This is a genomic window from Caldicellulosiruptor morganii, from assembly GCF_026810225.1.
Lineage (GTDB): Bacteria > Bacillota > Thermoanaerobacteria > Caldicellulosiruptorales > Caldicellulosiruptoraceae > Caldicellulosiruptor > Caldicellulosiruptor morganii.
The window spans coordinates 528,415-541,893 of the sequence record NZ_CP113865.1 but is presented as its reverse complement, the minus strand read 5'-3'; the positions used below and the strand labels follow the sequence as shown (position 1 = coordinate 541,893).

Annotated in this window: 13 protein-coding genes and 1 riboswitch; of the genes, 4 read left to right on the top strand and 9 right to left on the bottom strand. The window is 38.5% G+C overall.

The window, feature by feature from the left end; genetic code table 11:
- Window positions 1-52 precede the first annotated feature (52 nt).
- The 9 genes from OTK00_RS02535 to OTK00_RS02495 all read right to left on the bottom strand — a co-directional run bounded on the left by OTK00_RS02535 (window position 53) and on the right by OTK00_RS02495 (window position 9,590).
- Window positions 53-679 (bottom strand): phosphoribosyltransferase, encoded by a 627-nt coding sequence (locus OTK00_RS02535; protein WP_045170529.1) that lies wholly within the window; start codon window positions 677-679, stop codon window positions 53-55.
- Window positions 680-776: 97 nt separating this feature from the next.
- The gene (locus tag OTK00_RS02530) at window positions 777-1,403 is read right to left on the bottom strand and encodes a cyclase family protein (protein WP_045170363.1); all 627 of its coding nucleotides are present in this window, start codon (window positions 1,401-1,403) and stop codon (window positions 777-779) included.
- 106 nt (window positions 1,404-1,509) lie between these two features.
- Window positions 1,510-3,228 carry a proline--tRNA ligase gene (locus tag OTK00_RS02525; RefSeq protein WP_045170364.1) on the bottom strand — a complete coding sequence of 573 codons (1,719 nt, stop codon included), beginning with the start codon at window positions 3,226-3,228 and terminating at the stop codon, window positions 1,510-1,512.
- 48 nt (window positions 3,229-3,276) lie between these two features.
- Entirely contained in the window at window positions 3,277-4,059 is a 783-nt protein-coding gene (locus tag OTK00_RS02520) for a mechanosensitive ion channel family protein (RefSeq protein WP_045170530.1), read from the bottom strand.
- Window positions 4,060-4,099: 40 nt separating this feature from the next.
- Entirely contained in the window at window positions 4,100-4,750 is a 651-nt protein-coding gene (locus OTK00_RS02515; protein ID WP_045170365.1) for a gamma-glutamyl-gamma-aminobutyrate hydrolase family protein, read from the bottom strand.
- A gap of 18 nt (window positions 4,751-4,768) precedes the next feature.
- Window positions 4,769-5,353 (bottom strand): ANTAR domain-containing response regulator, encoded by a 585-nt coding sequence (locus tag OTK00_RS02510; RefSeq protein WP_045170366.1) that lies wholly within the window; start codon window positions 5,351-5,353, stop codon window positions 4,769-4,771.
- 63 nt (window positions 5,354-5,416) lie between these two features.
- Window positions 5,417-6,907 (bottom strand): HD-GYP domain-containing protein, encoded by a 1,491-nt coding sequence (locus OTK00_RS02505; RefSeq protein ID WP_045170367.1) that lies wholly within the window; start codon window positions 6,905-6,907, stop codon window positions 5,417-5,419.
- Between the two features lie 152 nt (window positions 6,908-7,059).
- Window positions 7,060-8,568, bottom strand: a complete 1,509-nt coding sequence (gene xylB, locus OTK00_RS02500; RefSeq protein ID WP_045170368.1) for a xylulokinase — start codon at window positions 8,566-8,568, stop codon at window positions 7,060-7,062.
- 35 nt (window positions 8,569-8,603) lie between these two features.
- Window positions 8,604-9,590 carry a LacI family DNA-binding transcriptional regulator gene (locus OTK00_RS02495; protein ID WP_045170369.1) on the bottom strand — a complete coding sequence of 329 codons (987 nt, stop codon included), beginning with the start codon at window positions 9,588-9,590 and terminating at the stop codon, window positions 8,604-8,606.
- Between the two features lie 215 nt (window positions 9,591-9,805).
- Window positions 9,806-9,935, top strand: a riboswitch (FMN riboswitch).
- Between the two features lie 131 nt (window positions 9,936-10,066).
- On the opposite strand from OTK00_RS02495, the gene ribD reads away from it, so the two are divergent.
- From ribD to ribH, 4 genes are read left to right on the top strand one after another with little or no spacing between them, the layout of a single operon-like run.
- Window positions 10,067-11,173: a bifunctional diaminohydroxyphosphoribosylaminopyrimidine deaminase/5-amino-6-(5-phosphoribosylamino)uracil reductase RibD gene (gene ribD / locus OTK00_RS02490; protein WP_052670945.1), complete on the top strand. Its 1,107-nt coding sequence runs from the start codon at window positions 10,067-10,069 to the stop codon at window positions 11,171-11,173.
- On the top strand, window positions 11,166-11,744 hold the full coding sequence (locus OTK00_RS02485; protein WP_045170371.1) for a riboflavin synthase: 579 nt from the start codon (window positions 11,166-11,168) through the stop codon (window positions 11,742-11,744). Before ribD ends, OTK00_RS02485 begins: the two co-directional genes overlap by 8 nt.
- A gap of 6 nt (window positions 11,745-11,750) precedes the next feature.
- Complete coding sequence (ribB, locus tag OTK00_RS02480; RefSeq protein WP_045170372.1) at window positions 11,751-12,950, top strand: 3,4-dihydroxy-2-butanone-4-phosphate synthase; 1,200 nt, start codon at window positions 11,751-11,753, stop codon at window positions 12,948-12,950.
- Complete coding sequence (gene ribH, locus OTK00_RS02475; RefSeq protein WP_045170373.1) at window positions 12,937-13,407, top strand: 6,7-dimethyl-8-ribityllumazine synthase; 471 nt, start codon at window positions 12,937-12,939, stop codon at window positions 13,405-13,407. Before ribB ends, ribH begins: the two co-directional genes overlap by 14 nt.
- The last annotated feature ends 72 nt before the right edge of the window (window positions 13,408-13,479 follow it).

Sequence of the window (13,479 nt, the reverse complement as noted above, 5' to 3'; positions counted from 1 at the left end):
AAAATAACCTTTATGTTAACAATTTTGTGCACACACAGCTTAAAAATTTTTTCTAATTCAACAGTTTCTGGACCTCTTCATCTGAAACATCCGAAAAATCCACATAAAACTGTCCAACCGCCCAGAACGGTTCACTGCTGATAAGATAAAATACACCATCGCAGTCCTTCTCAAGTTCTTTTAAGGTTGAGGGAGCAATCACCGGGGTTGCAATATAAATCTGCCTGGGGTTTAACTTTGAAAGAAATCTTATACACGCTTTTGTGGTTGCACCTGTTGCTATACCATCGTCAACTATTATAGCAACTCTGTTCAACAAAGTTTCATAGTCAACACTTCCCCTGTATTTGACAAGCTGTTTTCTCAAGGTATCTAAAACTCTTATTTTTTGGTGCTCAATGTATTCTTTGCTAACCATTAAGTATTCAGCATTATCTTGATTTACAACCACATCGCCAGTTATATCCACCGCTGCAATGGCAAACTCACTGTTAAAAGGTGCACCAATCTTCTTTGCCAGAACAATGTCAAATGGCACTTTTAATATATCAGAGATTGCCTTTGCAACCACAACTCCGCCTTTTGGTACAGCAAACAAAATTACATCTTCTCTTTCCTTAAACTGAACAAGTTTTCCTGCAAGCTTCTTTCCTGCTTCAAACCTGTTTTTAAAAAGCACCCTGTACATTCACTCCTTCTTCCTCTTTTATATAAAATAAAAAGAGCGCCTTATTATTTATTTAACCAGCACAGCGCTCTTTTAAAACAATAAAAGTTTACTCTTCTATCAGAACAACTCTTGCAGGTGCGCCGTCACAGCCTTTTATTTTCAACGGAAGCGCAACAAAGCTATATTCACCTTCGGAGACATTCAAAAGATTTAGCCCTTCAACAATTACAACTTCCCTTGAAAGCAATGTTTTGTGGACAGGATAGTCCACAGATGCGTACTCCTCAATCGAAAGATAATCTATACCAACCACCTTCACACCTTTTTCAATCAAATATTCAGCTGCATCAAGTGACAGACTCACATAGCTGTGGTAAAAACTTTTCGAATGCAAATACTGCGAATTTCTTGTTTTAAAAAACACTGCTTTTGCATCTCCTATTTCTTTTTTGGACAGAAATTCTCTATTTATCCTGTCTTCATCAATAGCATCAATAACCTTTACTTTTCCCATGAGGTTTTCAAGCAGGAGCCTGTCAACAGTAAGCCCATCTTTTATAAAATGAGCCGGAGCATCAATATGGGTTGCAGTGTGGGAAGAAAGCATGAGTTTGGACACAGTGGCAATATCTCCTTTTTTAATATCCAGAACCTTTGCTATTTCAACCCTCGGGTCGCCCGGAAATGATACCATCTCATTAGAAATTTCAAGGGTGACATCAATTATTCTCATTTTTTATACCTCCTGTTTATTTTTTTATCTCTCCCAAAAATAAAAGGAGCATTGAAAAAAGCCATCTCAATGCTCCTTTTAAAGCCAGGACAAAATGGTTTGCAATTTAAACTTCATACTGTGCCTTTTCCTTTTTTATTAGATTTACAATAGCCTCAACTGCATTTTCCATATCAATCTCAACCACTTCTTTTGTCCTTCTGTTTCTGACCTCTATCTTCCCTTCTGTTACCTTCTTGCCAACTGTTACTTTAAAAGGAATCCCTATAAGGTCTGCATCCTTGAACTTAACACCGGCTCTTTCGTCTCTGTCGTCAATCAGCACCTCAACGCCTTCCTGCTGCAAAGCTTTATAAATTTCAAATGCCACACTGCTTTGCTGCTGATCTTTCACATTTACAGGCACCACAATCACCTCGTAAGGTGCAACTGTGATTGGCCAGATTATCCCGTCTTCATCATGCATCTGCTCAATTATAGCAGCAGCAGTCCTGTTGATTCCAATCCCATAACAGCCCATAATCATAAGCTTCTTCTCGCCTTTTTCGTCTGTATATACGCAGTTAAAAGCTTCTGTGTACTTTGTGCCAAGCTTGAATATATGCCCTACCTCAATTCCCCTTTCAATTGTCACTTTTTGAGAGCGACACTTTGGACACAAATCATCGGGTGTTATGTTTCTCAAATCAGCAAACTGTTTGACCTCAAAATCATTGAGATTGACATTTTTAAGATGATAATTTGTTTTGTTTGCACCCACCACAAAGTTTTTAAGATATTTTACTTCATTGTCGGCATACACATCAATTGAAAGTCCAACAGGTCCTGCAAACCCAACCTTTGCACCTGTTATTCTCTCAACATCCTCAGCACCTGCCAGCTCAAGCTCTGTCACCTTCAAAAGGTTTTTGAGCTTTGTCTCATTGACTTCTCTGTCGCCCCTGACCAAAACAGCAACAAATCTATCATCTGCTCTGTATATCATTGTCTTTACAAACCTTTTTGCTTCTATCCCAAGAAAGCTCACAAGCTCTTCAATTGTCCTGACATCCGGTGTAAAGACCTCTTGAATCTGCTCCATCTTTTCAGCAGTTTCAAAAGGCTCATCCAGACACTCTGCCTTTTCCAGGTTTGCCGCATAGCCACACGCCTTGCAGTAAGCAATCTCAGCCTCACCGACAGAAGATGGCACCATGAACTCATGTGAGCTTGCTCCACCCATTGCACCGGTGTCTGCCTCAACAATCTTTACATCAAGCCCGCACCTTTTGAAGATTCTCACATATGCATCGTACATCTTTCTATAAGATATATCCAGGCCTTTTTCATCTATGTCAAAAGAATATGCATCTTTCATTGTAAACTCCCTACATCGCATAACACCAAACCTTGGTCTTCTCTCATCTCTGAACTTTGTCTGTATCTGGTACAGTATCTTTGGCAGATCCCTGTATGATGTAATCTCATTTCTGACAATGTAAGTGAAAGCCTCTTCATGGGTAGGTCCTAAGCAGTACTCTCTTTCATTTCTGTCTTTTATCCTGAACATCTCCGGTCCGAAAACTGCCCACCTGCCCGACTCTTCCCACAGCTCCCTGGGCATAAGAGCTGACATGTGAACTTCCTGAGCACCGCTTCTGTCCATCTCTTCACGGACAATATTTTCAATCTTTCTCAAAACTCTGTATCCAAGCGGAAGGTATACATAAATACCCGATGAGAGCTGCCTCATAAAACCTGAGCGAAGCATAAGTTTATGTGACTCTATCTCAGCATCAGAAGGTGTTTCCTTCATTGTCGGCATGAAAAGCTCAGACACTTTCATCTTCCCTGCTATTCCCCTTTCCGAAAGTTTATGTTAAAACAACAAAAATCAGTTTAAAAATAGCTTTTCTATAATCTTCTTTCTCATTTCTCTTTCAACATCCCAGTGCTTTAAAGGCTTTGTCTCTGTTACTATTCTCAGGGTATACTCTATCCAGTTAGTATCAACAATGCCCAGAATCTGAGGTGGGGTTACAATGTCATCTTTAAACTCTTTTTCAATCTCTTCAAATACCTCTTTTAGTTTCTGAGAAACCTCGTCATAGTTCATTTTTGTATTTAACTTCACATCAACAATTGCTTTTGAATTATGCCTTGACCAGTTTGTGATAGCACCTATTGAACCATTTGGTATAATATGGATTGAGCCGTTGAAATCCTGAATCTTGATGGTTTTAATCCCCATCTCCTTAACAGTCCCACTTCGTCCGTCAATTGTCACATAGTCACCAACAGATAGCTGATCTTCAATTATCAGAAAAAGCCCTGCTATAACATCACGGATAAGACTCTGTGCACCAAAACCTATTGCCAAACCTCCAATTCCGGCAACTGCAAGTATTGTCTTGATTGATATGTTAAAATTTTCAAGTATGAGTACAATAACAATAAAGTATATAGTGTATTTTACAATACTCTTAAAAAGTGCCGCAAGAGTGTCTATTCGTTTTTGATTGAATGGAATCACCGTGCTTTTCTCTCTATTTTTCCACCTTTCAAGCATTCTGTTTGCAACTTTCAAAATAACAAACCCAGCTATTATTATAGCAATAGAGTATATTATTTTTCCGCTGTATTTAAGCAGAACTTCTGAAACCTTCTGAAAATTCATTTTCTGCTCACTCTCCAACAAATCTTTTGAAAAGTTCAAATTACAAACAATCCCGAATGTACATAAGTTCAGGATGCCACTGCACGCCCACAAAAAAGTCTCTGTCATCTCTTGAGATAGCCTCTATTACACCGTCCTTTGCCACAGCCTCAACCGAAAAATCTGAAGCTTTAATATCAATTGCCTGATGATGAAATGAGTTGACCAAAATCTCTTCGCATCCAAAAATATCTTTCAAGATTTTCCCTCTAATTTCTACCCTGTGATAACCATACATTCCATCCATGTCCTGAAAGTGGCTTATATAGCCTTCTCTGTCAATGTCCTGCTTTAGTGCTCCACCAAAAGCAACATTCATCACCTGAATACCTCTGCATATTGCCAGAACTCTTTTGTTTTGCTCGTACGAAAGCTTCATCGCTTCAATCTCTATCTCATCCCGAAGAGGGTTTATCTTTTTTATTCCTCTTTCTGGATCTTTTCCATAAAACCTGGGGTGCACATCTCCTCCTCCACAGAAAAGTACACAGTCACAATCATTTATGTATTCCCCAATCCTCTCCTTTGCAGAAATGCTCAGTGGGAAAATAATAACCTTTGCATCTAAGCTCAGCAATACTTCCAGGTAGCTGCTCACAACATAAAGCTGTGAATTTTTGAAATCAAACCCACCAAAAACCAATACCCTCATCTTTCTTCCTAAAAAAACCTACTTATTATTGCTCATTTTCCATTCTATGATTCTTCTTGCAACTTCTTTAATAGGCATCTGGTGGTCCATGCTGAGCTTCTGAAGCCTTCTCATTGCAAGTTCCTCATCAAGCTTTAGCTCTTTCATCAAAATCCCTTTCGCCCTTTCAACAAGCTTTCTTGTCTCCAAATCGTCCTGCAGTTTTTTTATATGCTCTTCTAATCTTCTGAGTTTCACCCAGCTTTTAATTACCGTCTCAACAAAGGATATGAAAGCTCCTCTGTTAAATGGACTGTACAAAAATACATTGAATTCATCATCCTCAAGTATCACACTTTCTATACTCGATTTCTGAGCCTGGTTTGCCAGAATAATAGTGGGACATATCCTGTCATCCCTGAGAATATTTATAATTTCAACCATACTTCCCACACTAAATCCATATTCCATTATCAATACATCGGGTTTTAATACTCTGATTTTTCTAAGACAGTCAGAAAAGTCCAAAGCCGTATCTGCAATTGAATATCCATTTTCTGTTAACGTATTTTTCACAACAGCAAACAGCTTTTGATTTTTTATAGCCAGGATTGCTTTGTACATCCCGCATTATAACTCCATTTTAACATTATCTCAGATAATTTTATCACACTTAAAACCATCTTTCTATAAAAACATCACCATTCCTTTTTGTGCTAAATCAAGAAGTTTTTTTACAATATTTCTGTCAAACTGGCTTCCTGAACATCTTTGAAGCTCATTCAACGCCTCAGTTTTACTGAAAGCTTTGCGATAGGGTCTGTCAGATGTCATAGCATCATACGCATCGGCAACAGAAATTATCTTTGCTAAAAGATCAATCTCATCATCCTTTAAACCGTATGGATAACCCTTCCCATCTACCCTTTCATGATGCTGCAGGATAACCTTCTGTATCCTTTGCATAAAATCCAGATCTTTCAAAATATTGTAACCAATCAGTGGATGCTTTTTTATCTCCTCGTACTCCTGGGGAAGCAGAGGCTCTTTTTTATTCAATATCTCTTCTTTGATACCAATCTTTCCAATGTCATGAAGAAGACATGCAAATTTTAAAACATCCTTCTCATCCTCCGTAAGACCAAGCTCATCTGCAATCTTTAAAGCTATAGATTGAACACGTTCACAGTGCCCCTTTGTGTACATATCTTTGTACTCTATTGCCTTTGACAGGCAAAGAATTGTCTCATAAAAGAATTTTTCTATCTCGGCATTTTTCTTCTCAAGCTCAATCTTGGATTTATTCAACTCTTCGATGGTTTCTTTAAGCTTCTCATTCATGTATGTACTTTTTTCATACAAATTTTCCAGTTCTATTTTTTGCTTTTTCAAATCTGAATAATAAATCGAATTTTTAATTGATATTGTTATAAAATTACATATACTAACATAGTAACTCATATCTTCCTTTTCCAAAAAACTGCACTTCAGCACATAAAAGCAAACCCCTTCGCATCTGTCTTCCGAAATTATTGGAATTGAAAGTTTGATTATATTATCTTTTTCTTCTACTTTATACGCAATATTTATATCCTCCTTTGCCTTTTTAAAAAGCACCTCTTCATCAACATCTTCCCTCCCAAAGTGATACAACCGTTTTAATTCATCGTCCTGATTGTTGAAATATACACTTATCCGTAAAAATTTTAAATTTTCGCCTTCAAAACTACCAACCAGTTTAACTATCTCATAAACCTCAGAAAGACTCAAAATTTTTGTCGAAAGCTCAAAAAAGCTCTTTAGCCACTCATTCTTCTGTCTGAGCATTTTTTGTGTATCAATAAGCCTTTTTACAATACCTGTCATCTCTTTTGTCATCTGAATGCTGTTAATATATCCTCTTTCAATAGTTTCTTTTTCTGCCTTTAGTTTACTGATAATTAGTTTTTGTTTCTTTTCTGAAAGTCGATACTGTTTCAAAATACTGCTATATCTAATTAGGTAGAAAACAGAAAAGAAAACCATGGCAAAAGAAAGGGTAGCAAGCTGAAGATAATCAAGTGCTGGATTTTTCAACTTAAATAAAACCCTGATGATTTGACTGCTCAGCGAAACGAAAATAAGGACAACCACCAGAAACTCAAGAAAATGTCTTAGCAGCTTCCTTTGCTGTTTCAACTGTTGCGTACCTCCTGTCAAAAAAAACTTACACAACTATTAATTTCGACAAATCTTGCAAAACTCCTTTTACGAAAATAGCAAAAAAGAGGGCTTAAAAGCCCCCTTTTTTGACTTTCTGTTCAATCTTTTTTCAACACAAAGCCAATTAGCTACATTCTAAACAAATCCTTTATGCGCGGATATATACTGTTGTACAGATTGTAAGCCTTTCTGTAAACACCAAATAACTCCTGATTTGGCTTGCAAACATCAATTTTTAGTATCATTGTATCACAAGCCTCTTCAACAGAAGAATATTCACCTGCACCGACTGCTGCCAGAATTGCCGCACCAAATGCAGGACCTTCCTTTGAATTTAATGTCCACACATCCATTTCAAATATATCTGCCTGCATCTGTTTCCATAGCCTGCTCTTTGCTCCACCACCCGAAACTCTTATTTCTCTAATATCAATGCCCATTTCAACCAGAATGTCAAGACAGTTCTTAAGAGAAAATACCACGCCTTCCATCACAGCCCTTATAAATTCTCTTCGTGTATGCTTTGCAGTAACCCCAAAGAATATACCTTTTGCAAATGGATCCAGGATTGGTGTTCTTTCACCCATGAGGTATGGCAAAAATACAAGTCCGTCTGCACCGGGGCTTGCAAGCTCTGCCTCCTGGTCCATTAAAATATATGGATCTTTGTCTATGAACTCAAAAGCAGCTTTTTCAATGTGTGCAAAATTATCCCTGAACCACTTCAAAGAAAGCCCTGCACCCTGGGTAACACCCATTACATGCCACTTGCCGGGCACTGCATGACAAAATGTGTGAACTCTTCCCTGGGGGTCAATTCTAAAGTCATCTAAGTGTGCAAAGACAACACCGGATGAGCCTATTGTAGATGATACCACACCTGTTTTTACTATGCCATTTCCAACCGCACCCGCTGCCTGGTCTCCACCACCGGCAACAACCAGTGTTCCTTTTGCAAGCCCTGTTATTCTGCTCGCCTCTTCTGACACTGTGCCCGTCACTTCAGGGGATTCATACACCCTGCCAAGCAGGTCTTTATCTATCTCAAGCTTTTGAAGCACCTCATCCGACCAGCACCTGTTTTTTATATCCAGAAGCTGCATACCGGACGCATCGGACACATCTGTTGCAAACTCGCCTGTGAGCTTAAATCTTATATAGTCTTTGGGAAGTAAAATTTTGTATACCCTTTCATAGCTCTGCGGTTCGTTGTTTCGCACCCACAAAATCTTTGACGCTGTAAAACCTGTCAGGGCAGGGTTTGCTGTTATTTCTACAAGTCTTTCCTTGCCAACTCTTTCTGTTATCTCATCGCATTCTTTTGCTGTTCGCTGGTCACACCAGATAATTGATGGTCTTATAACATTGTAGCTTTTGTCGAGCATAACAAGCCCGTGCATCTGCCCGGTGAGCCCTACTGCCTTAACCTCCTTCGGGTCCACCTTTGACTTTTCAAGCACAGCCCTAATACCCTTTACGCTTGCATCCCACCAGTCTTCAGGATTTTGCTCTGCCCAGCCTATCTGTGGCTGATAAAGAGGATACTCAAAAGTAGCTGTAGCCAGGATGTTCCCTTTTGAGTCTGTCAAAATAGTCTTTGTGCCTGATGTGCCAACATCAATTCCAATAAAGTACATCTCGTCGAACCTCCCCTTTTTCGAAATAATTCTTTTTAAGCAGACTCTCTCACAACCAGCTGAGTATCCAGCACATACTCGCTTTCAAATTTCTTCTCAGGGTTATTTATTTTGTCAAAAAGAACATCACAGGCAGTTTTTACCATCAAATCAATTGGTTGACGAACTGTTGTGAGCTTTGGCATCTTGCTAAGTCTCAACCCAAATATATCCACATCGTCAAAGCCAACAACTTTTACCTGCTGGGGAACCTCAATGTCCATCTCATTTAAAGCATATATGCTTGCATACGCCATAAGGTCGTTTGATGCAAATATCCCATCAACTTCCTGAGCCAGAACAATTTTTTTAACATTTTCATATGCTTTTTGAAACATGAAATCTCCTTCAATACATAGTCTTGGGTCAAATTCAATCCCGGCATCGCTCAATGCCATTTTATACCCTTCAAATCTTGCAAGACTTTCAAACGACTCCGAAGGTCCTAAAATATGAGCAATCTTTTTACAACCTCTGTCTATCAGATACTTTGTTGCTATGTAGCCGCCCTGAAAGTTGTTTACATTTATGCGTGGCACATCTGAATATTCGGTGTTATTCTCTGCAAGTACAACCGGCACATTGTTGGCTTTTAAAAGCCTCAATGACTCCCTGTTAATAGTTTTGTAGCCAAATACAATTATTCCATCAACCCTTCCAACAAGGAATCTAAAATAGTCTATATTATCTGAAATCTGACAAAATATTGCACCATAGCCCTGTTTTGATATGTAATTGTTGAGAAGATAAACAACCTCACCGTAAAACCAGCCACCCAGTGATTGGATTATAATCCCAATAGTGTCTGTCTTTCTTTTAGCCAGATTCTTTGCTGTGACATTTGGAGTGTAATTCAAAGCTTTGATCGCATCAAGCACAGCCTTTCTTTTTTTCTCTGAAACATTGGCACTGTTGTTCAAAACTCTTGAAACTGTGGCTTTTGAAACACCAGCCTTTTTTGCAACATCTTCAATTGATGGCAATTTTATTATTACCCTCCTTCTTTAGTTTATTCTCTTTATCAATTGAGCTGTAAGCGATTTCTATGCTTCCTTTTTATAACTATATCACATTTTATCAACCTTATTCAATAAAAATATTTAACCTGATTGTCCAAGTTTATTTAAAATTTATCTTGAACTTTTTTTCAATTGTGAATATAATGAAGTAAATAAAACTCAATAATGAATACATAAAGTCCATCCTTCGGGGCGGGGTGAAATTCCCCACTGGCGGTAACAGCCCGCGAGCAAAAGCTAAGCTTAGCTTTTGCAGAACCGGTGAAATTCCGGTGCCAACGGTTAAAGTCCGGATGGGAGAAGGAGTGGATGTATATTGGAAAATTATACATCACACTTTTAAATGTGAGTTGAAAAGCCCCGAAGGTGTAAATACCTTCGGGGCTTTGAGTTTTTAATCAAAGCTTTTTATAAAACCTTTTCAGGAAAGGAGTGAGATATTGAGGTGCCTTTCGCATAGTTACTATATGAACGTAGCGCTTGAGCTTGCAAAACAGGGTGAATATTTTGTACTGCCAAATCCAAGGGTTGGATGTGTTATTGTCAAAAATGGCACCATTATTGGCAGGGGCTTTCATCAAAGATATGGTGACAGGCACGCAGAGGTTCTGGCAATTGAAGATGCAATTAAAAACGGATACTCTTTGAAAAATGCCACAATGTACGTCACCTTAGAGCCATGCTCACATTATGGCAAGCAGCCACCGTGCACAGAGGCAATAGTGAGAAGCGGGATCAAAAAGGTTGTGGTTGCCACAAAGGACCCCAACCCCCTTGTCAATGGAAAAGGGATTGCAAGACTAAAAAGTGCTGGAATTGAGGTTATTGTTGGAATTCTGGAAAACGAAGCCATCCTTCTTAACAAGGATTTTTTCAAATTCATAAAGACAAACCTTCCATATATTGCAGTAAAGGTTGCCCAGAGCCTTGATGGTAAAATTGCAAGCCCGGGCGGTGAAAGATTTTCATTTAACACAGAAGAAGAAAATGATTTTGTTCACCTTCTGCGTCAAAAGTACATGGCGGTCCTGGTTTCTGCAAACACAGTAATTACTGACAACCCCATGCTAAACGCACGCTTTGGGAAAATAATAAGACAGCCTGCAAGAGTTGTCATTGACACAAATCTGAAAATACCAACTAATTCTAAAATTGTTGAGACAGCAAAGGATTATCAAACCTTTGTTGTGTATTCCAAGAAGAATGAGGAAAAGATAAAAATTCTTTCCCAGAGCGGTATAAAACTTATTGAAGCAGATGAAAGTGAAAATGGAATGGACCTCAGAGATGCTCTTTCAAAACTTGCAAAAGAAAAAATTGCCTCCATTCTGGTTGAGGGCGGTGGTAATCTGAATTTTTCCCTCCTGAAAGAAGGACTTGCTGATTACTGGTATTCCTTTGTTTTCCACACTTTCATAGGAGGCAAAGCCACAAAAACCAGTGTTGATGGTGAAGGTTTTCTGAATTCTTATCCCAAACTTTCCAATGTCAAGATTACCCGGTTTAAAAACAGCACTCTAATTGAAGGAGATATCAGTTATGTTTAGTGGCATTGTAGAAGAGATTGGAAAAGTTGTAGAACTTAAAAAACTCGGTGACATTGTAAAGCTGAAAGTGGAGACAAAAAAGATAACCGGCAGCATTGGAGATAGCATTGCAATCGATGGCGTGTGTTTGACTATAACAAATATCCTTGAAAACAGGTTTGAATTTGATATCTCGCCTGAAACAATGAACAGAACAACTCTCAGGTTTTTAAAAGAAGGAATGTATGTAAACCTCCAGAGCGCAATGAGACTCTGCGACAGAATTGGCGGGCATATTGTCCTGGGGCATGTTGATTGTATTGGGTCAATATATCTGCAAAAGATTCAGGGAAAGTCCCAAATAATTGGAATAAAGCCTTATGAGAATTTTAAAGGGCTTGTTGTAAGAAAAGGATCAATTGCAATTGATGGAATTTCTCTCACAGTTGTCGATGTCTTTGACACATATTTTACTATCTCTTTAATACCTCACACTATTCAAAATACAACGCTAAGCTTTAAAAAAGCAGGTGATTTTGTGAACATCGAGTTTGATTACATTGCAAAGATTGTGAAAGAGAATTTGAGGTGATAAAGATTGAAAGAAATTATTGAAAGACTCAAAAGAGGCGACTTTGTTATTGTATTTGACAGCAAAAAACGAGAAGATGAGGCAGATTTGATTTTGCCGGCACAATTTTCAACACCGCAAAAGGTAAGTTTCACACTGAACTATGCGAGGGGAATGTTTTGCGTTGCGATAAACCCGGATGTGCAAAAGCGCCTGAATTTGTACGTACCATATAACATCCAGAACTCCTGCACTTTCACTGTAACAGTGGATCACAAAGATACAAAAACGGGTATCAGCGCAGAGGAAAGAAGCAAAACTGTAAAGGAGCTTGCAAACCCCTTTTCACTGCCTTCCGATTTCAAAACCCCCGGACATGTGAGCCCTGTTGTTGCAAAAGAAGGTGGAGTTCTGGAAAGAAAAGGACATACAGAGGCGGCTATTGATCTTTGCAAGCTTTCAGAGCTTTTTCCGGCAGCTTTGATGATAGAGATTCTGGACGAAAATGGTGACAGTCATAATAAAGAGTATGTAAAGGATCTTGCAAAAAGATTTGACATCCCTGTAACCACAATTGAAGAAATTGAAAAGTATATTTTGCTGAGCAAAATTGTAATTACAAAGGAAGCTGAAGCAGACCTTCCAACAGAATACGGCCATTTTAAAATTTTTGCTTTTAAAAACCCCTATACACAAAAAGAACATGCAGTAGTTGTAAACAAAAGTTTTAACCCGGGTGGTATTGTAAATGTGAGAATTCATTCAAGCTGCAGGACAGGGGATATATTTCATTCACTCCGCTGTGACTGTCACCAGCAACTTGAGTTTTTCATGGAGTATATGGCAGGCAACAAAAACTGTATGCTTATATATCTTGACCAGGAAGGACGAGGAATAGGGTTTGCAAATAAAATCAGGGCTTACTCCTTGCAGGAACAGGGCTTTGATACCTATGAAGCAAATAACATCCTGGGATTTGAAGATGACCTGAGAGATTACTTTGATGCCATCCAAATATTGAAATACTTTGGTATAACAAAAATCAATCTGGCAACTTCCAACCCTGAAAAAATCTCTTCATTAAGTGAGGCAGGGATTGAAGTTGTTAATCAGATAAATATTCCCATTAAACTTAACATTTATAACAAAAACTATATATACTCAAAGATAACAAAGAAAGGACATAAAATCGGTGTAAAAGGAGTTGATAAGGTTGAAAATCTATGAAGGAAGCTATCACGGTGAGGGCTTGAAATTTGCGGTTGTAGTTTCAAGGTTCAACTCATTCATAACAGATGAGCTACTGAAAGGGTGTTTGGATGCACTGAAGCGTCATGGTGTTCTGGATGAGGACATTGAAGTTTTCTATGTCCCCGGCGCCTTTGAAATACCTCTTGCCGCTAAAAAGCTTGCAAAGTCCAAAAAATACAGTGCAATAATTGCACTTGGTGCAGTTATTCGTGGGGCAACTCCCCATTTTGAATATGTGAGTGCTGAGGTTTCAAAAGGTGTTGCAAATGTATCTTTGGAGCAGGAGATACCTGTAATCTTTGGCGTTCTGACATGTGACACAGTCGACCAGGCAATCGAAAGATCTGGCACAAAGGCAGGTAACAAAGGCTTTGATGCAGGACTTTCTGCACTTGAGATGGCAAACTTGATGAGGAATATTAATGAAATTTAACCTGTAAGTTAATTTATGCAAAACAAATAGCCTAGCAAACCCTCAAAAAGGTTTAAAAGTAATTTTTAACTA

Excerpts from the sequence above, each read along its gene's own strand:
- OTK00_RS02530 (WP_045170363.1), bottom strand. The coding sequence starts at position 1,403 with ATGAGAATAATTGATGTCACCCTTGAAATTTCTAATGAGATGGTATCA.
- OTK00_RS02525 (WP_045170364.1), bottom strand. The coding sequence starts at position 3,228 with ATGAAAGTGTCTGAGCTTTTCATGCCGACAATGAAGGAAACACCTTCT.
- OTK00_RS02520 (WP_045170530.1), bottom strand. The coding sequence starts at position 4,059 with ATGAATTTTCAGAAGGTTTCAGAAGTTCTGCTTAAATACAGCGGAAAA.
- OTK00_RS02515 (WP_045170365.1), bottom strand. The coding sequence starts at position 4,750 with ATGAGGGTATTGGTTTTTGGTGGGTTTGATTTCAAAAATTCACAGCTT.
- OTK00_RS02510 (WP_045170366.1), bottom strand. The coding sequence starts at position 5,353 with ATGTACAAAGCAATCCTGGCTATAAAAAATCAAAAGCTGTTTGCTGTT.
- xylB (WP_045170368.1), bottom strand. The coding sequence starts at position 8,568 with ATGTACTTTATTGGAATTGATGTTGGCACATCAGGCACAAAGACTATT.
- OTK00_RS02485 (WP_045170371.1), top strand. The coding sequence starts at position 11,166 with ATGTTTAGTGGCATTGTAGAAGAGATTGGAAAAGTTGTAGAACTTAAA.